24 protein-coding genes and 2 tRNA genes are annotated in these 22,224 nt (G+C 33.3%); 18 read left to right on the top strand and 8 right to left on the bottom strand.

What is annotated here, in order from left to right; all coding sequences use genetic code 11:
* Positions 1 to 178 precede the first annotated feature (178 nt).
* A complete protein-coding gene (locus ACFX5E_RS02280) occupies positions 179 to 901 on the top strand; it encodes a murein L,D-transpeptidase catalytic domain family protein (RefSeq protein ID WP_379853546.1) in 723 nt (240 codons plus the stop codon).
* Here the strand turns inward: ACFX5E_RS02280 and ACFX5E_RS02285 are convergent.
* Positions 896 to 1,333 carry a GNAT family N-acetyltransferase gene (locus ACFX5E_RS02285; protein WP_379853547.1) on the bottom strand — a complete coding sequence of 146 codons (438 nt, stop codon included), beginning with the start codon at positions 1,331 to 1,333 and terminating at the stop codon, positions 896 to 898. The two genes, ACFX5E_RS02280 and ACFX5E_RS02285, sit on opposite strands and share 6 nt — an antisense overlap.
* A 171-nt stretch (positions 1,334 to 1,504) precedes the next feature.
* Here ACFX5E_RS02285 and ACFX5E_RS02290 point away from each other — a divergent pair.
* Together ACFX5E_RS02290 and ACFX5E_RS02295 are read left to right on the top strand one after the other, a co-directional pair.
* A tRNA-Gly gene (locus ACFX5E_RS02290) sits at positions 1,505 to 1,577 on the top strand.
* Between the two features lie 48 nt (positions 1,578 to 1,625).
* Positions 1,626 to 1,701, top strand: a tRNA-Gly gene (locus tag ACFX5E_RS02295).
* Between the two features lie 155 nt (positions 1,702 to 1,856).
* Here ACFX5E_RS02295 and pepE read toward each other — a convergent pair.
* Entirely contained in the window at positions 1,857 to 2,564 is a 708-nt protein-coding gene (gene pepE, locus ACFX5E_RS02300; RefSeq protein ID WP_379853548.1) for a dipeptidase PepE, read from the bottom strand.
* Between the two features lie 169 nt (positions 2,565 to 2,733).
* On the opposite strand from pepE, the gene ACFX5E_RS02305 reads away from it, so the two are divergent.
* The 7 genes from ACFX5E_RS02305 (at position 2,734) to ACFX5E_RS02335 (ending at position 8,902) form a co-directional block, all read left to right on the top strand.
* Positions 2,734 to 3,495 carry a carboxypeptidase-like regulatory domain-containing protein gene (locus ACFX5E_RS02305; RefSeq protein WP_379853549.1) on the top strand — a complete coding sequence of 254 codons (762 nt, stop codon included), beginning with the start codon at positions 2,734 to 2,736 and terminating at the stop codon, positions 3,493 to 3,495.
* A complete protein-coding gene (locus ACFX5E_RS02310) occupies positions 3,482 to 4,210 on the top strand; it encodes a peptidase associated/transthyretin-like domain-containing protein (protein ID WP_379853550.1) in 729 nt (242 codons plus the stop codon). The genes ACFX5E_RS02305 and ACFX5E_RS02310 overlap by 14 nt, the downstream gene beginning before the upstream one ends.
* Positions 4,200 to 4,964: a peptidase associated/transthyretin-like domain-containing protein gene (locus tag ACFX5E_RS02315; protein ID WP_379853551.1), complete on the top strand. Its 765-nt coding sequence runs from the start codon at positions 4,200 to 4,202 to the stop codon at positions 4,962 to 4,964. The genes ACFX5E_RS02310 and ACFX5E_RS02315 overlap by 11 nt, the downstream gene beginning before the upstream one ends.
* Positions 4,965 to 5,086: 122 nt before the next feature.
* Positions 5,087 to 5,590: a DUF6702 family protein gene (locus tag ACFX5E_RS02320; protein ID WP_379853552.1), complete on the top strand. Its 504-nt coding sequence runs from the start codon at positions 5,087 to 5,089 to the stop codon at positions 5,588 to 5,590.
* 63 nt (positions 5,591 to 5,653) lie between these two features.
* The gene (locus ACFX5E_RS02325) at positions 5,654 to 7,897 is read left to right on the top strand and encodes a M1 family metallopeptidase (protein ID WP_379853553.1); all 2,244 of its coding nucleotides are present in this window, start codon (positions 5,654 to 5,656) and stop codon (positions 7,895 to 7,897) included.
* Between the two features lie 109 nt (positions 7,898 to 8,006).
* Positions 8,007 to 8,333, top strand: a complete 327-nt coding sequence (locus tag ACFX5E_RS02330; RefSeq protein WP_379853554.1) for a twin-arginine translocase TatA/TatE family subunit — start codon at positions 8,007 to 8,009, stop codon at positions 8,331 to 8,333.
* On the top strand, positions 8,333 to 8,902 hold the full coding sequence (locus tag ACFX5E_RS02335) for a phosphatase PAP2 family protein (RefSeq protein WP_379853555.1): 570 nt from the start codon (positions 8,333 to 8,335) through the stop codon (positions 8,900 to 8,902). Before ACFX5E_RS02330 ends, ACFX5E_RS02335 begins: the two co-directional genes overlap by 1 nt.
* Before the next feature lie 166 nt (positions 8,903 to 9,068).
* Here ACFX5E_RS02335 and ACFX5E_RS02340 read toward each other — a convergent pair whose 3' ends face one another.
* A complete protein-coding gene (locus ACFX5E_RS02340; RefSeq protein WP_379853556.1) occupies positions 9,069 to 9,710 on the bottom strand; it encodes an O-methyltransferase in 642 nt (213 codons plus the stop codon).
* An 80-nt stretch (positions 9,711 to 9,790) separates the two neighbouring features.
* Here ACFX5E_RS02340 and rlmN point away from each other — a divergent pair, with 80 nt between their 5' ends.
* Positions 9,791 to 10,834, top strand: a complete 1,044-nt coding sequence (rlmN, locus tag ACFX5E_RS02345; protein ID WP_379853557.1) for a dual-specificity RNA methyltransferase RlmN — start codon at positions 9,791 to 9,793, stop codon at positions 10,832 to 10,834.
* Between the two features lie 52 nt (positions 10,835 to 10,886).
* On the opposite strand, the gene ACFX5E_RS02350 is transcribed toward rlmN, so the two are convergent.
* Positions 10,887 to 11,768, bottom strand: a complete 882-nt coding sequence (locus ACFX5E_RS02350) for a hypothetical protein (protein WP_379853558.1) — start codon at positions 11,766 to 11,768, stop codon at positions 10,887 to 10,889.
* 238 nt (positions 11,769 to 12,006) lie between these two features.
* Here ACFX5E_RS02350 and ACFX5E_RS02355 point away from each other — a divergent pair, with 238 nt between their 5' ends.
* The 5 genes from ACFX5E_RS02355 to dnaG all read left to right on the top strand — a co-directional run bounded on the left by ACFX5E_RS02355 (position 12,007) and on the right by dnaG (position 17,535).
* Complete coding sequence (locus ACFX5E_RS02355; RefSeq protein WP_379853559.1) at positions 12,007 to 12,984, top strand: polyprenyl synthetase family protein; 978 nt, start codon at positions 12,007 to 12,009, stop codon at positions 12,982 to 12,984.
* A gap of 148 nt (positions 12,985 to 13,132) precedes the next feature.
* Positions 13,133 to 13,693 (top strand): RNA polymerase sigma factor, encoded by a 561-nt coding sequence (locus ACFX5E_RS02360; protein WP_379853560.1) that lies wholly within the window; start codon positions 13,133 to 13,135, stop codon positions 13,691 to 13,693.
* Entirely contained in the window at positions 13,680 to 14,372 is a 693-nt protein-coding gene (locus ACFX5E_RS02365) for a hypothetical protein (protein ID WP_379853561.1), read from the top strand. Before ACFX5E_RS02360 ends, ACFX5E_RS02365 begins: the two co-directional genes overlap by 14 nt.
* Before the next feature lie 32 nt (positions 14,373 to 14,404).
* Complete coding sequence (locus tag ACFX5E_RS02370; RefSeq protein WP_379853562.1) at positions 14,405 to 15,445, top strand: hypothetical protein; 1,041 nt, start codon at positions 14,405 to 14,407, stop codon at positions 15,443 to 15,445.
* Positions 15,446 to 15,558: 113 nt separating this feature from the next.
* The gene (gene dnaG, locus ACFX5E_RS02375; RefSeq protein WP_379853563.1) at positions 15,559 to 17,535 is read left to right on the top strand and encodes a DNA primase; all 1,977 of its coding nucleotides are present in this window, start codon (positions 15,559 to 15,561) and stop codon (positions 17,533 to 17,535) included.
* A 1-nt stretch (position 17,536) separates the two neighbouring features.
* Here dnaG and ACFX5E_RS02380 read toward each other — a convergent pair whose 3' ends face one another.
* Positions 17,537 to 18,166, bottom strand: coding sequence for a LuxR C-terminal-related transcriptional regulator (locus ACFX5E_RS02380; RefSeq protein ID WP_379853564.1), 630 nt, complete (start codon positions 18,164 to 18,166; stop codon positions 17,537 to 17,539).
* 102 nt (positions 18,167 to 18,268) lie between these two features.
* The gene (gene nadE, locus ACFX5E_RS02385; RefSeq protein WP_379853565.1) at positions 18,269 to 19,060 is read right to left on the bottom strand and encodes an NAD(+) synthase; all 792 of its coding nucleotides are present in this window, start codon (positions 19,058 to 19,060) and stop codon (positions 18,269 to 18,271) included.
* Between the two features lie 96 nt (positions 19,061 to 19,156).
* Here nadE and gldB point away from each other — a divergent pair, with 96 nt between their 5' ends.
* Together gldB and gldC are read left to right on the top strand one after the other, a co-directional pair.
* Positions 19,157 to 20,113 carry a gliding motility lipoprotein GldB gene (gldB, locus tag ACFX5E_RS02390; protein ID WP_379853566.1) on the top strand — a complete coding sequence of 319 codons (957 nt, stop codon included), beginning with the start codon at positions 19,157 to 19,159 and terminating at the stop codon, positions 20,111 to 20,113.
* Entirely contained in the window at positions 20,113 to 20,448 is a 336-nt protein-coding gene (gldC, locus tag ACFX5E_RS02395; protein ID WP_379853567.1) for a gliding motility protein GldC, read from the top strand. The genes gldB and gldC overlap by 1 nt, the downstream gene beginning before the upstream one ends.
* Before the next feature lie 89 nt (positions 20,449 to 20,537).
* Here gldC and yihA read toward each other — a convergent pair whose 3' ends face one another.
* Together yihA and ACFX5E_RS02405 are read right to left on the bottom strand one after the other, a co-directional pair.
* A complete protein-coding gene (gene yihA / locus ACFX5E_RS02400; RefSeq protein WP_379853568.1) occupies positions 20,538 to 21,158 on the bottom strand; it encodes a ribosome biogenesis GTP-binding protein YihA/YsxC in 621 nt (206 codons plus the stop codon).
* Positions 21,159 to 21,183: 25 nt separating this feature from the next.
* Positions 21,184 to 21,960: an alpha/beta fold hydrolase gene (locus tag ACFX5E_RS02405; RefSeq protein WP_379853569.1), complete on the bottom strand. Its 777-nt coding sequence runs from the start codon at positions 21,958 to 21,960 to the stop codon at positions 21,184 to 21,186.
* Positions 21,961 to 22,224: the final 264 nt, after the last annotated feature.

Genomic DNA, 22,224 nt, shown 5'->3' on the forward strand with positions numbered 1-22,224 from the left:
GAATAAGGACAAAAATAGCAAAATTAACAGATAATGTATTTTTATTTTTATTTTAATACACAATATTTTTCAATTTATTTTGTTATATAATAATTAAATTTTTCATAATTTTTGTTTCTACTGTGAATTTATGTGTACGTTTGCCATCCCAAATTAATGTTTAACTTAAAGATATTCAATGATTTATAAGATATTTCCCGCTATTTTGTTTTTGCTTTTTTCGTTTACGACTAGCAAACCAAGTCTTCCTGAAACCAAGACCACTAAAACTGTACTATATGCCAAAACAATGACCAACAGCATAGATGCTAAGATTGAAATGGTTTATAATAGCTTACATTCCAATGAATTTGGCTTGCCTAAGCTAGAAAGCTTTACGGAAGCTTTGAAAGGTTTTTATTTGCTGAAAGAAAAAGGATTAGTTCAGAAAGACATATTGACTTTAATTGATTTCAGTTTGTCATCGAGCACCAAAAGACTTTGGGTAATCGATTTGACAACAAACACCATATTATATAATTCCCTTGTTGCACATGGAAGAAATACAGGTGAGGATTTTGCTTCTTCTTTTTCAAATGCAGCAGAATCCTATAAAAGTAGTTTAGGGTTTTACTCAACAGGTGAAATTTACAACGGAAAACATGGAATGTCACTTAAACTTGACGGACTGGAAAAAGGAATTAATGATAATGCAAGAAACAGAGGTGTGGTAATGCATGCAGCAGAGTATGTTTCTAATTCATTTGTAAAAAATAATCATAGATTAGGAAGAAGTCAAGGTTGTCCTGCTGTACCGGTAGAATTATCTAAGGATATTATCAATTCGATAAAAAACAAATCATGTTTCTTTATTTACCATCCTTCAAGAAGTTTTAAATTGGCTTCTGAATTAGTTTCATAAATTTTTGAACATTACAACATGTTCCCCAATATTTTCGATTTCAAATGGCATACCTTTTTTTTGGTATGCCATTTTTTGGTAAAAACCAACAGCGTCTTTTCGGGCATTGAACCAAATTAAATTTGCATTTCGGGTAATGCAGTATTTTTCACAATGGAGTATAAGGGCCTCAATCAATCCTTTTTTTCTGTAATTTTCTAAAACGGCCATGCCCTTAATTTGGTATTGGATATTTTCTGCAAATAAATCGGTGATGTTTTTAAATAATGAAATTACCCCTTTTAATTCCTGTTCTAGAAAAAGACCAAAATGAACGGTACTCTCAAAATTGTCGCCATCAAAATGACAGGTTTCTTTTGGTTTTCCAGCCCGAAGAACAGGATGTCTTACCGAAAAGGTTTCTTTTGCAGTTATTTCTTTGATGTTTTGCATTTTTTTTTAAATAAATTTTTAAGCAAATTAAGGTATAATAATTTCATATTAAATTCTTTATGTCTGAGAGATGCTTTTTTAAAAAGCTTTTGGGTGTAATTTTATGATTTTTTTCAAAAAAAAAACTTGCATTGAACCTATTTTATTATCTATATTTGCACCGTTGTTAATGCGAAAGTAGCTCAGTTGGTAGAGCTCCAGCCTTCCAAGCTGGTTGTCGCGAGTTCGAGCCTCGTCTTTCGCTCTAAACCTCAAATTTTTGGTTTGAGGTTTTTTATTTTACTGTTTTAATGCGAAAGTAGCTCAGTTGGTAGAGCTCCAGCCTTCCAAGCTGGTTGTCGCGAGTTCGAGCCTCGTCTTTCGCTCCAAAAACCTCAAACTTTTGTTTGAGGTTTTTTATTTAGAAGTTACGCGAGTCCCGAAACTTCGGGACATCCCGTGAAAGAAGAGATACGGGAAGCCTCGTCTTTCGCTCTTCAAAGCCGAAACTTAATTGTTTCGGCTTTTTTATTTATGCTCAGAATCATTTTATAGAACTCAAATCAGATCCGCTTTCTAATTCTTCAGGAGCTTGGTTTTGTCTAAAAAGTCTGGCTGATAAAGTACCTTTCAAAATAATTTTTGACTCTTTTACATCCAGCCAACTTCCTTCTCGTAACCCTAAAACAGGAACAGAGTTAAAAGCGTGAAATTCTTGTATTCTTGTTTCTCTTGTTTCTCCCATGTGTTTCGATTGAATATCCGCATCCAAATAATGAGGATTCAAATTGAAAGGAATCCATCCTAAGGTTTTAAAACTTGGAGGATAAATAATAGGCATGTCATTGGTGGTTTGCATCGTCAGTCCGCAGATATTACTTCCTGCGCTTGTTCCTAAATACGGAGTTCCGTTTTTGACTGTTTCTGCAAGAACAGTCATGACGTTGTTTTTGTACAATTGGGATACCAATAAAAATGTATTGCCACCACCGGTAAAAATTCCTTGAGCATTTTGAATTGCTGATGCTGGATCTTCAAATTCATGAATTCCTTTGACGGCTATATCCATTTTGGCGAAAGCCGAAGCTACTTTTGCAGTATATTCTTCATGTGATATACCGCCAGGACGTGCGTATGATATAAAAAGAATCGTTTTGCAATCCTTGAAATGCAATTGTAATTCAGGTAAAAGATAATCTAAATAGTCTCCACCGTGCAGGGTAGAAGTGCTGGCGATAATAATATTTTTCATTTTTATTTAGGTGAAAATAGTTTGGTATAAAGATATTAAATCATGCTTTTTAAAGTTGCATTTTAGAATGTTTAATTAACATATTTTTACCAAGTCATTAGTAATTAATTTAGAAAAGAGTAGGATACTTTTACGATTCTTATAATAATTCAAATTTGACTGTAAACCAATGACTAGAGCTGTATGCGTTTTTTTTATTTTGATGGCAACAAAGGCATTAGCGCAGGAACCAATTCCTGAGAACTTGAATGGAAAAATTATTGCAAGCTTGTCAAACCTAGAAGGGATTCATGTCTTTAATTTGAAAACCAAAAAAGCTGTAATTACAGATAATGAGGGACGTTTTTCAATATCCGCAACAGTTGGAGATACACTAATTTTTTCAGCTGTACAATTTAAAACAAAAAGAGTTGGTTTGACTTCGGAATATTTTGAACAAGATTTGTTTTATGTTACAATGACTCCAATTGTGAATCAATTACAAGAAGTTATCGTTAAAAAACAGGCAAATATCAATGCGGAGTCTTTGGGGATTATTTCAAACGGTCAAAAGAAATATACTCAAGCGGAAAGGAAATTAAAAACGGCGGGTGATTTTAAACCCATTAATTTATTGGGATTGCTTGGAGGGTCATTAGCCGGAGATCAAATTATAAATAAAATCAATGGAAAGACAGCGATGCTTAAAAAAGAGATTGAAGTCGAGAAGAAAGAGTCCTATTTGAACCAACTGGATAATTTATTCGATATCGATTATTCTGTAAATAAGTTAAAAATCCCTTCTGAATATGTAAAAGGATTTGAATATTATGTTGTAGAAAATGAAAAATTCACGACTATTTTAAAATCGAATAATAAAACAATGACCTCTTTTTTGATTGGGGAATTAGCCACTAAGTATAACGAAATTATATCCAGTGAAAACAAATAATACACTACTGTTTGTTTTCTTTTTTCTAACTCAAATTATTTTTGGACAAAATACTGCCGAAAAAGAAATTCGAGGAAAAATCACCGCTGAATCGGTTGCTGTCGAAGGGATAAACATATTGAATTCAACGAATCAAAGAATAACTGTTTCAGATAGAGACGGTTTCTTTTCGCTATTTGCAAAAGAAGGTGATATTTTAGTATTTTCAGCTGTGAATCTCGTAACTTTACGTAGGAAAGTCACTAACGGAGATTTTATTTCGAATGGGATTCAAATTCAAATGACGACGCAAAGCATTCCTTTAAAGGAAATCGTTATCCATGATAATTCAAGAGTAACAGCCGAAAACTTAGGAATTATCCCTTATGGACAAAAAAAATATACCCCAGCGGAAAGGAAATTATATACCGCAACTTCTGGCGGAGGTATTGACGGTTTGTTAAATACGATTTCTGGACGTAAAGCAATGCTTAAAAAAGAAATGGTTATTGAGAAAAAAGAAAATTCGTTATCCAGACTTGAAGTTCTTTTTGAAAATAAATATTATATAGAAACTCTCAAAATTCCTGTTGACTATATCAGGGGTTTTCAATATTATTGTATAGAAGATGCTGGATTTTCAGATGCATTGAGCACTAAGAACAAAACGTTAGCGATGTTTTTGATTGTCAGTTTAGCTGAAAATTATAATAAAACCATTGAAAATGAAAAATAAAATAACAATCCTTGTTTTGTGTTTATTTTGTCAATTTTGTTTGAGTCAGGTATTGACAAGAAAAACGTTGCATGGTCAGGTGGTAAACGATTCTATTAAGTTAGAAAATGTGATTGTTTTTAATGTAAATTCTAAAACAGGAATGCTCATCGGGCCTCGAGGTTTTTTCAGTATCCTGGCAAAAGTCAATGACACTTTGGTTTTTTCAAGTCTGGCATTCAAATCCAGAAAAATTGTTCTTACTGAAAAACAACTTTCTGCCCCGATGTTAAGAGTGAAAATGGAGGCTTTTACGAATCAATTAGCTGAAGTGCTTGTACCTGCAAAAAAAGGGGTAAAACCAATTAGCGGAAATACTCAGGCTATTGTTGATAACCAATATTTTGATGACGAAAAGTCTTCTCCAAAGAATAGAACAATGCCACCGGATGGGACTATTGAAAATGGGATGAACTTTGTCCGAATTTATAAAGACGTTTTAAAAACATTAAGAAAAAACAATCCTGAGGTAATAGATTTTACACAAAATAAAAGTTTTACCGAAGTGGCTTTGAAAAGGGTTGGTTATGATTTCTTTGCCAATACTTTGCAATTAAATGATGACGAAATTAGACTTTTTCTTATTTTTTGTGAGAATGATTCTAAATCAAAAACGCTTCTTAAAGCGGAAAGTGAATTTCAATTAATTGACTTTTTGGTTACTAAAAACAAGGAGTATAAAAAAGTTACGGCCATTGAAAACAAAAAAATGTAATAGCAGTTTTAGGAATTGAAAAGCGAATAGACTTTATAAATATTGGTGGTATGATTGTTGTTTACTTTATTAAAAATAAACCTAAAAAACAAAGAGTTTAAAACAATCACTACTTTTGCTAAATGAAAAAAACAATCTTATATACCTTTTTTGTGCTTTTGATTTTGACCACATCAGCTTTTAGTGTTCATAAATTTTATATGGCAATATATCAGCTAAATTATGCTCCCGAAAAGAAAATGTTGCAAATTACTTCTCGAATTTTTGTGGATGACCTGAATAAGGCTTTGGAGAAAAAGTACAACAAGAAATTGAATTTAGGAACTGATAAAGAAGCGTCTGAGGAAATAGTATTGCTAAAAAAATATCTGGCAGAAAATTTTTCCATTAAAGTAAATGGGCAGTCGAAACCTATGACTTTTTTGAGCAAAGAATTAGATGGTGACGTTTTGGTGTGCTATTCTAATATTAAAGGGATATCCAAAATTAATTCTCTTGAAATTTTTAATTCAGTTTTGATAGATTGGAACACAGAACAGCAAAATATCACTCATGTTACTGTACTCGGCGTAAAAAATAGCCTACTCTTAACAGATTCTTCAAGGAATGGAGTGTTAAAATATTAATATTGCGAGTATCTTTTGTTAAAAATTGTTATTTTCACAAACTGAAATAACCACGTTTACCTTATGAAAAAAATATCTTTATTATTTTTTCTTCCGGCGATTTTATTAGCCCAAGAAAAAACTACTACCGTAACCCCAAAACAATCAGCAAAGTACGACACCAACAAGTTCAGTCAAATGTATGATTTATTAGCAACGCCCAATATGTTTCGTACTGCATCAGGAGCTCCTGGACCAGCTTATTATCAGCAACAAGCGGATTATAAAATTGACGTGGAATTGGATGATAAAAACGCGAAACTAAGTGGTTCTGAAACAGTGACTTACTATAACAATTCTCCGGATAATTTAGAGTATTTATGGGTACAATTAGACCAAAATCAAGCAGCTAAAAATTCACAATCTCCATTGGCCGAAAATGAGAAAATAGAACAAGTTTTGCCTGCGGAAAAATTCGCTAATGAGTTTTTGAAGCAAGGAACAGATCGAGGGTTTAAAATTGAATATGTAAAAGACGTGAAAGGAAATCCTTTGTCTTATGTCATAAATCAAACCATGATGCGTATTAATCTGGCTACTCCTTTGAAACCAGGTGAAAAATTTATATTTTCTACTAAATGGTGGTACAATATTAATGACTACATTCAAGATGGAGGTCGTTCTGGTTATGAACCTTTCGAAAAAGAAGGAAATAAATTGTATGTAATTGCACAGTTTTACCCTAGAATGGCAGTTTATAATGATGTTGAAGGTTGGCAGAATATGCAATTTTGGGGAGGTGGAGAATTTGCTTTGCCTTTTGGGAATTTTGATGTGAACGTTACCGTTCCTGCGGATCACGTTATGGATGCGACAGGAGAATTGATGAATAGAGGCGAAGTGTTTACGCCAGCACAAGTTAAAAGATATGAGTTGGCTCAAAAATCATTTGACAAACCTGTTGTAATTGTAACTCAAGCTGAGGCTGAAGCCAATGAAAAAGGGTTTTCTGATAAGAAAAAAACATGGAAATTTAGTGCCAAAAACGTAAGAGATTTTGGAATTGCCACATCTAGAAAGTTTATTTATGATGCAATGGCAGTGCAGTTGAGTACTAAAGTTGTGATGGCAGAGTCGGTTTATCCTAAAGAAGCGAATCCGCTTTGGGGAGAAACGTCTACTAGAACAGTTGCTCATACCCTAAAAAGTTATTCATCTCACACTTTCGATTATCCTTATCCAAAAGCAGTTTCCGTTTCAGCGGAAGATCAAGGAATGGAATATCCTATGATTTGTTGGAATTATGGACGTCCTGACGAAAAAGGCGTTACAAGTGAGCGTACAAAAAACGGAATGATTGGAGTGGTAATACATGAAGTAGGGCATAACTTTTTCCCTATGATTGTAAATTCTGATGAGCGTCAATGGACTTGGATGGACGAAGGATTAAACTCGTTTATGCAATTTATGGCCGAACAGGAATTAGGGACTAATTTCCCTTCGAATCGTGGAATTCCCAGTAAAATTGTCCCTTACATGAGTGGAGACCAAAAATTATTGGAGCCTATTATGTCTAATTCAGAGAGCATTATTCAATTTGGCAATAATGCCTACGGAAAACCAGCTGCAGGTTTAAATATTCTTAGAGAAACCATTATGGGAAGAGAATTGTTTGACCATGCATTTAAAGTATATTCTAACAGATGGAAATTCAAACACCCAACGCCGGAAGACTTTTTTAGAACAATGGAAGATGCTTCGGCAGTAGATTTAGACTGGTTTTTTAGAGGATGGTTTTACTCAACAGATTTTGTTGATATTGGTATAAATGAAGTAAAACAATATTTTGTTACTGAAACACCAACTGCAGAATTGAAAGATGTCAAGGTAAGAAAAGGACGTTTTGGTTTGGATAAAGGACCATTTGTATATTTAGTCTCCGATAAAAGCGATGAATTAAATTCGGCATCAAAGAAACCATTGAAAATGGAGGAAGTAAAATTACTTTCGGAATATGTAAACCAAAAATTTTCAGCTGAAGAAAAAGCAAGTCTAAAAGCACCTAAGTATTTTTACGAAGTAGAATTCAATAAACCAGGAGGAATGCTAATGCCTATTATTGTTGAAATGACTTATGAGGATGACACCAAAGAAGTTTTCAAATATCCGGCACAAATCTGGAGAAAGAATAACGATACCGCTAAGAAAGTATATGCTACTGAAAAAGCAATAAAAAAGATTCAGATTGACCCAAAATTAGAAACTGCAGATATTGATGTAACCAATAACACTTGGCCAAAAGTTGAAACTAAAACTAAATTTGATTAAGGAAAAATAAAAATAAAAAAAGACTCAATTTTGAGTCTTTTTTTTATGAAAAATTTAAAACACAAAGTTTCAAAAAATGATATCTTTGTACCAATAAAAAACAAAAAATATGTTTGGCATAGGAGGAGGCGAATTGGTTTTTATCATTTTTATTGTATTGATGCTTTTCGGTTCTGATAAAGTCCCTGAAATAGCACGTACTATGGGAAAAGCAATGGCACAAATAAAAAATGCGACCAACGATATAAAAAGTGAAATCCAAAAAGGTGCTGAAGCTAATGGATTTGATGCGAAATCATTGACTGACATGACAGGGAATATTTCATCAGAAATCAGTAAGGCCAAGGAAAATCTTCTGGGAGAAACTGCCACTCCTATTGAAAAAATCAAGGAAATAATTGAAGACGTTGCAGGTCCTATTAAACGTCAAATGTAATGTTGGAAAAATTACTTTCCCTTGATACCCAATTATTTATTTATTTGAATGGTTTAGGTTCAGAAACCTTTGATCCGCTTTGGTCAATGATTACCAAACAATTCAATTGGTTGCCGTTTTTTCTGCTATTGGCGTATTTGATTTTTAAAAAATTAGGTACGAAGCAAACCTTGATTTTATTTTTGTTTATAGCCGTTTTAATAACTATTACAGACCAAACGACCAATTTATTCAAAAATGGCTTTCAACGATTGAGGCCCTGTAACGATCCTGCACTCAATACTTTTATTCGAGTAGTAAAAAAGAGCTATTCGTTTAGCTTTTTCTCTGGTCATGCAGCAAATACAATGGCTGTTGCCACCTTTTTATATTTTAATTTCAAAAGTAAAATTAAGCATTTAGGTTTTCTTTTCTTGTGGCCATTAATATTCGCTTACAGCAGGATATATTTGGGATTGCATTACCCAATAGATATTCTTATGGGCTATTTTTGCGGATTTATTTTCGGATTTATGATGTACGTTATTTACGATCTGGTACAACAAAAATATTTTTCTCAAGCCAAATGATGTAGTGTTTTTCAGTAGCTTTTTCCTGCTGTACGCTCTATCTTTTCTAATCCTGAACTTGTTTCAGGATCCTGAAACAAGTTCAGAACTAGAAAAGGATGCCGCTTCCATCAGGGCTAGGATATTGGTTTCCAAAATGTCTTTTTAATTTCCAAAAGGCTAAAACCTAAAGCACCCGACTCACGGTCAATCCATCACGAATGGGCAATAAAACGGTTTCTACTCTAGGATCGTTTTTTAATAAAAGATTGTATTCCATTATAATTTTTGTGCTCAAATCATTGGTTTGTAAAGGTTCTAAAACCTTACCGCTCCACAATACATTATCTGATAAAATAATACCTCCCTTATTCATTTTAGGAAGAATCAATTCAAAATAGTTGAGGTAATTTTCTTTGTCGGCATCAATAAAAACCAAATCAAATTTTAATTCAAGAGTTGGTATTATCTCAACTGCTTCTCCAAGATGTTGCACAATTTGTTTTCCCCATGGTGATTTGTCAAAATGTTTTCGCTGAAAATCTACCAATTCTTCTTTGATGTCAATGGTATGAAGTTGCCCGCTTTCCTGCATGCCTTCGCATAGACACAATGCGGAATAGCCCGTATAAGTCCCAATTTCAAGAATATTTACAGGCCGAATCAGTTTAGACAGCATACTTAAAACGCGTCCCTGAAAATGCCCACTTAACATGCGAGGCAACAAAATCTTCTGATATGTTTCTTTATTGAGTGCTGCTAATAATGCAGGTTCTTTTTCAGAATGTTGCTCGATATAGTCTTCTAATTCTTGGGAAATGAAATGCATTTTTTTAAATTTTTCACAAAATTACAAATATCCAAATTCACAAATAACGAAAACCTCAAAATACTTACTAACTTTGCACCATGCAAATTGAGAAAAAAGACATACGAGCCTTATCAAAAGAACAATTACGAGAGTTTTTTGTGGCTAATGACGACAAATCCTTTCGTGGGAATCAAGTTTATGAATGGTTGTGGAGCAAAGGCGCACATAGTTTTGAGGATATGACCAATGTTTCTAAGGAAACACGTTCTATGCTTGAGGCAAACTTTGTAATCAATCATATCAAAGTAGATACCATGCAGCGCAGTGAAGACGGGACTGTAAAAAATGCGGTACGTTTGCACGATGGGTTAGTGGTAGAATCTGTTTTAATCCCTACAAATACAAGAACAACCGCTTGTGTTTCCAGTCAAGTGGGTTGTAGTTTAGATTGTAACTTTTGCGCAACAGCGCGATTAAAAAGAATGCGAAATCTGGAACCCGCTGAAATTTACGATCAGGTTATTGCTATAGACAAAGAAAGTCGTCTGTATTACAATCATCCGTTATCGAATATTGTTTTTATGGGAATGGGAGAGCCACTCATGAATTATAATAATGTATTGAAAGCAATCGAAATGATTACTTCTCCGGAAGGTTTAGGCATGTCGCCAAAACGTATTATGGTTTCTACTTCGGGAGTGCCAAAAATGATAAAAAAACTGGCTGACGATGACGTAAAATTCAAACTAGCCGTTTCTCTGCATTCTGCAATCGATGAAATACGTTCTAGAATTATGCCGTTTAGTGCTAATTTCCCTTTGGCAGATTTACGCGAATCATTGGAATATTGGTATAGAAAAACCAAAAGTAAAATCTCCTACGAATATGTCGTTTGGAAAGACATCAACGACAATAAAGCTTCAATTGACGCATTAGTGAAATTCTGTAAATATGTTCCTTGTAAAGTCAATTTGATAGAATACAATCCTATTGATGATGGAGAATTCCAGCAAGCTTCGGAAGAATCGATAAACGAATATATCAAGGCACTTGAAGCAAGTGGTATAGTTGTAAAAGTCCGAAGAAGCCGCGGAAAAGATATTGACGCTGCCTGTGGTCAACTGGCAAATAAAGAAGCATAAAAAATGGAGTTCATAATTGAACTCCATTTTTAGTTTTGAATCTTTCTAGAAATTAATTGCCCAGAACAATTGGAGTTGCGGTGGCACCATCAATGGACAGCATGGCTAAATTATCACAATCTCCGTTTCCGTAGTCAATTGTTGAGGTATGAGTTTTTTTTGTAAGTTTCAATTTACCGGATACTGGAAAAGGCATTGGGACTTGTTGCAAGTTACAAGCAGTTTTATTGATTAAAGGAGTCGCCATTTCTATTAAAGAGGTGAAAACAGATCCGTTTGGATGTGTAGTTGTAAATGTACCATAGGTTGAATATACATCGTCAGTTGGGCTTGAACGAGTTAGGAAACCAGCAGTCATTTCTCTTGTTCTTTCTCCATTACGGGTGTAAACTCCCGCTTTTGTAGTCAACGTCATCCCTGTCATTGTAAATGCAGTTTTAGGATGTAAAGTGACTCCATCACCAATCATTTCTCTTTTCCAAGTTGACATTCCTTCCAGTTTATTGTTATTTATATACAGATTGCTATAAGTAACAGTCATTATTTTAGGAAAAGTAGTTCCTATGGTACGAGTTAAAGTGATTTGACCTTTTATGGAGTGACCTCTAAACAAACAAGCTGACGTTGTAGTTCCAAAAGTAACAGTGATAACTCTTACAGAAGTTGTTGAGCCCGCATCGCTAACTATTGCACAGCTTGGCAGAATTGAATAATAATTGCCTACCGTTTTACCTGTTGGAGAACCTTCACTTAATTCATATTGATTATCAACAATAAGGGAGACGTCATCAATGGCATTATCCATACTCTGATTCGCTGCAACATCATTGCTCGTTACCGCTGCATCAGCTGTTGTGGTATTAGAGTCCGATGTGCAACTGGTAAATGCAGTGATACTCAAAAGCATTCCAAATAATAAAATTTTCTTTTTCATAATAAATGGTTTTTAAGTTAAGGCTTTGATTACTAAAAGTATAAAAGGTTTAATTGGGGCTCAATTAAGTTATAAATGTATAAAAAAGAATAACATGAAGGAGTTTTTTAAATTGTAATTGATGAATTTAAAATTTATAAGACTAGGGGAAAAAATATATTTTAGGAATTGTATAATAAAACACATACTTAATTTAAATAGGTGACTTTTTTATTAAAAATAGTATCTTTGAATTCTAATGAATGTGACCTCTCAAATTAAACAGCCCATTTTCAACGAAATGGAACTTTTTGAAAAAAAGTTCTACGAATCGATGACTTCTCAAGTGGCTTTGCTCAACAGAATCACGTATTATATCGTTAATAGAAAGGGGAAGCAAATGCGTCCCATGTTTGTTTTTCTGACTGCCAAAATGGTTTCGGCAGGTATTGTAAACGAGCGAACCTATCGCGGAGCTTGCGTTATCGAGCTGATTCATACCGCGACCTTAGTTCATGATGATGTTGTTGATGACAGCAATCGTCGAAGAGGTTTTTTCTCTATTAATGCTCTTTGGAAAAACAAAATTGCAGTACTTGTTGGAGATTATTTGTTGTCGAAAGGATTATTGCTCTCTATTGATAATGGGGATTTCGATTTACTTCGAATCATCTCAGTAGCCGTTCGCGAAATGAGTGAAGGAGAGTTACTCCAAATAGAAAAAGCTCGAAGGTTAGACATTACGGAAGACATTTATTACGAAATCATTCGAAAAAAAACAGCAACACTTATTGCTGCCTGTTGTGCTCTTGGAGCAAAATCCGTTATTGAAGATGAAGTTCAGGTGGAGAACATGCGTAAATTTGGAGAACTCATTGGAATGGCTTTTCAAATAAAAGATGATTTATTTGATTATACGGATGAAGCCATTGGAAAACCAACCGGAATTGACATCAAAGAACAAAAGATGACTTTACCGCTGATTCATGTTTTGAATACGTGTACTTCAAAAGAAAAAAGCTGGCTGATTAATTCCATTAAAAACCATAATAAAGATAAAAAACGCGTAAAAGAGGTTATTGCTTTTGTAAAAAACAATAATGGATTACTATATGCGGAACAAAAAATGGTTGAATTCCAGCAAGACGCACTTTTACTTCTGGATAATTATCCGGATTCTGACTTTAAACACGCGCTAATTTTGATGGTCAATTATGTGATTGAAAGAAAAAAATAATTTTTTTAAAATAATTTTCTCTCGTTAACTATTGATTTTGTTGCTTTTTCTAGTTTTCGAACTCTAAAAATTCATTTTTTTTTAAATTGCGGTGCAACCTTTTTGCATTGTTAATCGTCTATGCTAATAGAAACACTTTATAACTATTTTGAAAGTAATCAACTTACATCAGGAGGAAAATGAATTAATCCAGTTAGCTGTCGAAAGTAATCGGCAGGCGCAACAGAAAATTTATGTCCAGTTTTCTCCAAAAATGTTAAGCGTTTGCCGCCAATACATAAAAGACATTCATCAGGCCGAAGATATCATGATTACTGCTTTTATGAAAGTGTTTACGAATCTGAAAAATTTTCAACATAAAGGAAGTTTTGAGGGTTGGATTAGAAGAATTATGGTGAACGAATGCATTTCTTTTATCCGAGTTCAAAAAAAGGTGAAATATATTGAAGATGAAGATTATTTTGAAGAAAGTTTCAATAACATAGAAAGCCAATTTTCAATTGATGACATTCAGTTTTTGATAGACAGCTTACCGGATGGTTATAAAATGGTTTTCAATTTATATGCCATCGAAGGATTCAAACACCACGAAATTGCCGGTATGCTTGGGATTAATGAAGGAACCTCAAAATCGCAGTTGTCACATGCCAGAAAAATGTTGCGAGGACAGATTAATACTTTAAAAAATTACGAGTATGGAACCGAATAAACTAGAAGCAAATTTCAAGGAGCAATTGAATTCTCGGGAGATCAAACCATCAGAAATGGCTTGGGGCAAACTGGATGCAATGCTTACAAATGCTGAAAAACCAAAAGCGAAGTTTCGTTGGATGTATATTGCGGCAAGTTTTGTTGGATTTTTATTGGTTGGGACAATTTATTTCAGTCAAAATAAAAACGAAATTGGAAAACAAAAAAATGAGGTTGTTATTCAAAACGGGATTACTCCTAAAGCTGCTGTAATTCCGGACAATGTTATCGACCTTAAAGCAGAGGAAAGAAAAAGTTTAGTTACCAATGTTGTCCAAAAAGTAACTTTGGGTGCGAACAAAAGCCCTAAATTAAAAAAAGAATCAATAGTTATTAAAAGTAATTCAAATCAAAATCAAATAGCAGAAGTTTCAATCAGTAATCAAAAAACAGAACAACAATCAATCAAACAACAAACAAAGACTGTCCCAGTTGACGAACTGCTAGCAGCTGTTGAAAATCCTTCGAAAAAGGAAAGTCAATTAAATCAAAAGCCTGTTATACATGTAAATGCCATTAATTTGCTTTCACAGGTGGATGGAGAATTAGAGCTTTCCTTTCGAGAAAAAGTAATTACCAAAGTGAGCAAAAATTACCAAACTGTAAAAGTAGCTTTAGCGAATCGCAACATAGAATAAAAATCATCAATCATCATTAAAATCAAAACACTATGAGAAATTTTACCATTTACTTAGCACTATTATTATGTCTTTTAGCCAGCAAAATGCTTGGACAGGAAACATTTGAAAAACGGGCAAAAAATATTGCGTCAAAAATTGAAACTATTACAAAAGAAGAAAAAGCCGCCTTAAAAATTGAAGTTGAGGCCGTTAACAATCAATTAATTAATGGCACGATTTCCAGAGAAGTAGCTGAAAATAAAAAGAAAGCATTAGCAGAAGCCAGAGCAATCAATATAGAGTCGAGAGTGGCTCAGGAACAGGAAAATTTAAAAAATTTAGTCCAGGAAAAAGTGGACGGAAAAATTAAAGAGCAAGATTCTACAAGAAGATACAGTTTTAGTTTTCATAAAAACAAGAATAAAAACAATGATAAGGACAGTATTCAAAGTGAAAAGAGAACAACTTCTCAATTTGTACTAGCAGCAGGTTTAAATAATTTATTATCAGATGCCAAGCTGGAGGATTCTGATTATAGGTTTCTAGGCTCTCATTTTTATGAATTAGGTATAACCTATAATAGCAGAATTTTAAAAAGCGACAATCTTTTGCACGCTAAATACGGCTTGTCATTAATGTATAATAATTTACGTCCCACAGAAAACCGAAGTTTTGTAGTAAACGGTAATCAAACTAATTTAGTTGTCAATGCTATCGATTTGAATGACTCTCGTTTTAGAAATGTATATTTAGTGGCGCCAGTTCACTTAGAGTTTGATTTTTCAGGGAATAAAATGAAAGAAGGGAAATCCTTTTTCAAAACACACCAAAGTTTTCGTCTTGGAGTAGGTGGTTATGCAGGAATTAACTTAAAGTCAAAACAAATTACTAAGTACGACGATACCAATCTAAAAGCTACGGAAAAAGTCAGAGGAGATTTCAATACTACTAATTTTATTTATGGATTGAGTACTTATATTGGCTATAAAGAAACCAGTTTGTATTTGAAATATGATTTGAACCCTTTGTTTAAAGATAATGCAATGAAACAAAACAATGTTTCCTTAGGATTGCGTTTTGATTTAAATTAAAATTTGTTTGGTTAGTTTTTTAAGAACCCTTTTAGAGTTTCAAACTCTGAAAGGGTTTATATATTCAAAAACTTTGTAACTTTGACCCTTTATAACTTTGACCCTAAATTAAATTGATTTCAAAAGCCTCTATAGATACTGTTTTCGAAACTGCTCGTGTAGAGGAGGTTATCGGTGATTTCGTAAACTTGAAACGTGCAGGAAGTAACTTCAAGGGATTGAGTCCTTTTTCTGAAGAGCGCTCTCCTTCCTTTATGGTTTCGCCAGCCAAAGGAATTTGGAAAGATTTTAGTTCTGGAAAAGGCGGGAATTCCGTGGCTTTCCTGATGGAACACTCCCATTTTACCTATCCGGAAGCCATTCGATACTTAGCTAAAAAATACAATATCGAAATCGAAGAAACCGAACAAACTGATGAAGAGAAAGCAATTACAGATGTAAGAGAAAGTATGTATCTGGTTTCTGAGTTTGCTAAAACCTATTTTAATAATACCCTTTTTAATTCTGAAGAAGGCAAAGCAATTGGGTATTCTTATTTTAAAGAAAGAGGATTCACTAATGACACGATTAAGAAGTTTAGTTTAGGATATTCACCTGAAGCTTGGGATGCTTTTACCAAAGAAGCATTGGGGAAAGGATATAAATTAGAGTTTCTGGAAAGTACAGGGCTCACAATTCCCAGAGATGACAGACCTTTCGACAGGTTCAAAGGACGTGTCATGTTTCCTATAGAAAGTATGTCAGGAAGAGTGCTGGGCTTTGGAGGTCGTATTCTTACCAATGATAAAAAAGCCGCAAAATATCTGAATTCACCAGAAAGTGAAATTTACCATAAAAGTAAAGTCCTTTACGGGATTTTTCAGGCCAAACAATCTATTGCAAAATTGAATAATTGTTATTTGGTAGAAGGATATACAGATGTAATTCAATTCAATCAATCCGGAATTGAGAATGTCGTTAGTTCTTCGGGAACTGCTTTGACACCAGACCAAATTCGTTTGATAAACAGATTAACAAAGAATATTACGGTACTTTTTGATGGTGATGCAGCAGGATTACGCGCGTCTGTCCGTGGAATCGATTTGATTCTGGAGGAAGGGATGAATGTAAAAGTATGCACTTTTCCTGACGGAGAAGACCCAGACAGTTTTGCCAAAAAAACATCTTATGATGATTTGGTTTTATATCTCGAGAATAATGCTAAGGATTTCATTCAGTTCAAAGCATCGCTTTTGATGAATGAGGCCAAGAATGATCCTATAAAAAAAGCAGATTTAATCAGGGATATGGTGGTGAGTATTTCCAAGATTCCGGATAGAATTCAAAGAGAGATTTACATTCAGGAATGTTCCCGAATTATGGATATTTCGGAGCAGGTTTTGCAAAGTACCTTGGCGCAATTAGTTCAAAAAGATGTTTCCGAAGTTGGTAAAAAACAAAAACAGGAACAACAAGCTTTTGAAGTTGTCAAAAATGAAAATCCGATTGATACAGAAAAAGTTGATGTTTTATATCGTTTAGAAAGAAAAATTATTGAGATTCTTTTGTTGTATGGAAATAAAACCGAAGAGTTTGAGGATGCATTCTTGAAAACAAATGAGGACGGTGAAATCGAAAATGTTATAGAAAAGAAAGAATATAAAGTCTATCAGAGGATTTATTTAAGCTTACAGGAAGATGAGGTTGAGCTCGCTAATCCTTTGTTTCGAGCTATTTTTAATGATTTAATCAACTTCTACCATCAGAATGAAAACTTCAGTTTAGAAAAATACTTAATGCAGTTGCAACCTGATTTTGCACAAGAAATTACTGATATTTTAATGGAAGATGAAAGAGTAGTATTGCACAATTGGGAAGGACAAAATATTTTCCCGAAAGCTAAAAATGAGACTATAAGTCAAAATGTCTCCGAAACGATCCTAACTTTACGATGGTATCTTGTGGGTAAAATAATTGATGAACTAAAAAGCTCTCTATCATCTGAACCTGATTCAGATAATACAGAGCCTCTATCTTTGACAATGGATTACAACACATTAATTCATTCGTTTTCAAAAAAATTAGGAAGAGTAATGTCTAGATACTACTAGACTAAACTATTTCTAATGTTTTTGCTTTGTTTACCAAATCGACTAAATTAGTGACATTTAATTTAGTTAAGAGACGTAATTTATACGTACTAATTGTTTTTTCGTTAAGACTTAGAATTTCAGCAATCTCATGATTCTTTTTTCCATCACTTAAATAACGTAAAACTTCTACTTCACGATTGGAAAGCTTTCGATATAATCGTTCGCTCTTGCTTTGTTTTGCAATTAATGCCAGATTTTTCTTAACTGTTTCATTCATGATTATTTTTCCTTGATGGACTTTAATAATCGAAATTCCTAAGGTTTCTAGTTTCTCTTTTTTGTGAATAAACCCAGAAACACCAGCTTTTATGGCATTAGGTGCATAAATTTGTTCTGAAAGACCACTGAAAATAATAATTTTAGTTTTTGGGAAGTTTTTCAAGACATTTTTCACTTCGAAAATGCTCGAAAGACCTTCCAGTTCCAGGTCTAATATTAATACATCAATGTCCTTGGTAAGTAGTATATCCCGAACCATCAAAAAATTCCCAACATTGGCAACTATTGATATTTCTGCGTGATCCTTAAAGTAAGATTTTACTCCAAAATGCACTACGGGATAATTGTCGGCTAAACATACTTTAATCATAATTTTAATTTTTAGTGTTGTTTGAATTTTGGATAGTAAATTTAATAAATAAATTCTGTAAATAACTGAAAATCAGCATAAAATGTAAATAATTTAGTTTATTTATAGTAAACAAACTGGTATTGCTATCATTTTATGCTGGTTGATAGTATTTAATCGCTTGTAAATTTCGAAAACAGTTTTTTCTCTTCCTGAAAAATCGTTGGCTGATTTTCCTGATTCATCTTGAATCATTGCCCATTCTAATTCATTGTAACTGGCTCCTAATTGGTCTTCATCGGTTCTTTCGTCTCCAAATAATCCATCAGATGGAGAGGCTTTTAAGATTGAATCCGGTATTTTTAAATAACTGCCTAAAATGTATACCTCTGATTTCATTAAATCAGCAATTGGACTTAAATCGACCCCGCCATCTCCATATTTGGTGAAAAATCCAACGCCAAAATCTTCTACTTTATTCCCGGTCCCTGCAACCACTAATCCATGAATACCTGCGAAATAATATAAAGTAGTCATTCGTAAACGGGCACGAGTATTAGCTAAGGATAAATGAAGTTTATTTGTTTCTACATCATCTGGAACAATTTTCTTGAAAGATTCAAAAACCGAAGTCAAATCAGCTTCTATGCTGGTTACGTTTGGGAATCTATTTTTTAATTGTTCTATATGTTCCCGTCCGCGGGTTATGTGGCTAGCGGCTTGATGTATAGGCATTTCAACACATAAAACTTGTAATCCGGTTTGTGCGCAAAGCGTTGAGGTTACTGCTGAATCAACTCCACCAGAGATTCCTATGACAAAACCATTAACTTTTGCGTTTTCTGCATAGGTCTTTAGCCAATCTACAATATGTGTATTTGTTTTTTCAACTTGCATGGTGGTATTTTTAATCATAATAGTTTAGGTATTAAAAAGGAGGAATGTATATTTGCAATATCATTCGTAGTTTATTCTTCCCTATTACTTTGGCTACAAACTTACTTAATAAATATGAAAATACACCTGTTTTTAACTGTCTTTTGTCTCTTTTTTTTGTCATGTGATAAAAAACAGACTATAGAAAATGCAGTTGATAAAATTCCTGTGGAAGTTGAAGTAGTGCGTTTTGACAAAATATTTTTCGAAACTCCGCCTCAGGATTTAAGAAAAATTAAAGAAAAGTTCCCTTATTTCTTTCCTGGTGGAAATGACGATAGTATATGGATTGATAAAATGCAAAATCCATTATGGAGAGAGTTATACGGAGAAGTACAAAAAAAATATGTAGATTTTAAACCGGTAAAAGAGGAGTTAAATTTACTTTTTAAGCATATAAAATATTATTTTCCCAAGACTAAAACGCCTAAAGTTATTACAATAATCTCTGAAATGGATTATAATAATAAAGCAATTTATGCAGATAGTTTGGTGATTATTTCTCTTGAATTGTATTTAGGAAACGAGCATAAATTTTATCAGTTTCCAAATTATATAAAACAAAACCTGGAGCAGGGACAAATAATGCCCGATATAGTTTCTAGTTTTTCTATTAGAAAAATTGCACCTGTTTTAGATAAAAATTTACTGAGTCAAATGGTCTACTTTGGAAAACAATTATATTTAAAAGACTTACTTTTGCCTGATTATAATGATGCGGATAAAATGGGTTATACTGCGGAACAGATTAAATGGTGTCAGGAAAATGAAAGTTATATGTGGCGTTATTTTATAGAAAAGGAAATGCTTTACAGTGATGATCAAAAACTACAGCCTCGTTTTATCAATGCAGCTCCATTTTCTAAGTTTTATTTAGAAATTGATAATGATTCACCAGGACGTGTTGGTGCTTGGATTGGCTGGCAAATTGTGCGTTCTTACATGAAAAATAATGATGTGCCAATCGCGGATTTATTAAAAACAGATGCAAAAGAAATATTCGAAAAATCAAAATACAAACCTAAAAAGTAATGTCAGATATAAACACCTCAGAAATTAAATTTCTAATCGAATTAGACGATAACCGTGTTCCGGAAAAATTAATGTGGTCTGCAAAAGACGGTGGAGTTGAGGCGCAGGAAGCCAAAGCTATTATGTTGTCTATTTGGGACAGTAAGGCCAAAGAAAGTATGCGTATCGATTTATGGACTAAAGACATGCCGGTAGATGAAATGAAGATTTTCTTTCATCAAACTTTAGTGGCGATGTCTGAAACTTTCAAACGCGCTACCGATGATGAAAAAATGGCTAATACAATGAAAGATTTTTGCGATTATTTTGCAGAAAAATTAGAGCTAACGAAATAAATTAGATTCTTTATCTTAAAAAGTAAATCCCAAAACTCTTATTTAAGTTTTGGGATTTTACTTGTTTTAAAATGTGAAGAAGAGAGTTTCTAAAACTGATTGTTATTTTTGAAAACTTCTTGATTTACTTCATCAATATAACTTAATAATTCTTCTTTTCCAGTAGATTCAGTTGCTGATGTAACAAAATAATGAGGCATTTCGGCCCAGTTATTTGCAAACATTTTCTTTTTGTAAGCGGCAACGTGAGAGTCAATTTTTACTTTACTGATTTTATCAGCTTTGGTGAAAACAATACAAAACGGAATTTCACTTTCTCCCATGTATGACATGAATTCAATGTCTATGGTTTGGGCTTCGTGACGAATATCAATCAAAACAAAAGCACAAACTAATTGCTCTCTTGTTTCAAAATAATCTGTGATAAATTCCTGAAAAATAGATTTTGTCTTTTTAGAAACTTTGGCATAGCCATAACCCGGTAAATCGACAAGAAACCAATTGTTATTAATTAAAAAATGGTTAATCAATTGTGTTTTTCCTGGTCTTCCAGACGTTTTTGCTAATTTTTTTTGATTAGTCAGCATATTGATCAATGAGGATTTACCAACATTTGATCGGCCTATAAAAGCATATTCTGGCATAAAGTCTTTGGGACATTTTGCTACATCAGAGTTGCTAATAATAAATTCGGCAGTATTAATTTTCATGATTTGCGTATCTAATTATTCTTTTTTAAGGGTGTACTTGTAAATGGGTTACTGATAGCCATTCTTCCAGCAAACGGTTAAATTCTTCAGGCTGTTCCATCATGGCGGCATGGCCACAGTGATCAATCCAATATAAAGTTGAATTTGGCAACAATTTATTGAATTCTACAGCGACATCCGGAGGAGTTACTTTGTCGTTTTTACCCCAAATGATGCAAGTTTGCACATGCATTTTTGGTAAATCTTTAGCCATATTATGACGAATGGCACTTTTGGCAATCGTCAATGTTTTTATTAATTTTATTCTGTCATTTACGGAAGCATAAACTTCATCAATGAGCTCTTTGGTTGCTACTTTTGGATCATAAAATACATCTTCTGCTTTTTTCTTGATGTATTCATAATCACCTCTTTTTGGGTAACTGTCTCCCATCGCACTTTCGTAAAGACCAGAACTTCCGGTAATTACGAGACCAGCTACTTTTTCAGGGTACATTTTTGTATGGTATAAAGCGATATGTCCTCCTAATGAATTTCCCAAAAGGATTACTCGTTCTAAACCTTTAAACGTAATAAAATCTTTAACGTATTTTGCAAAGCTCTTAACGTTAGTTTTTAGAATGCTTTGTGTGTATATTGGTAAATCAGGGATTATTATTTTGTATCCTTTGTTAGAAAAATAACTGGCAACAGCATCAAAGTTACTTAATCCTCCCATCAGGCCGTGAAGGATGACAATAGGGATTCCTTCTCCAGCTTCATAATAGCTGTATTTACCTTCTTTTTTATAGTATTTTTCCATGTTTTTAGAATCCGGATTTTCAATTTTGACAAATATAGGATTTAAAAAATAAAAATGATTTTTTACGACAATTTTAATTAGTTAATTAAGATAAATTTTGCATGTTTTTGAGCTAAAATGTTAATTATTTGCTCTTTTTTGCCAAAAGTATAATTGAAATTGTATTGTTTTTTTAGTCTTCTTTTTTAATGATGTTATCTTTCTTACAAATAAAATAAAATTGACATAACCTCCTGACTGTCCAAAAATTAAGGGTTTTTATTC

Source organism: Flavobacterium xylosi, assembly GCF_042787345.1.
GTDB lineage: Bacteria > Bacteroidota > Bacteroidia > Flavobacteriales > Flavobacteriaceae > Flavobacterium > Flavobacterium xylosi.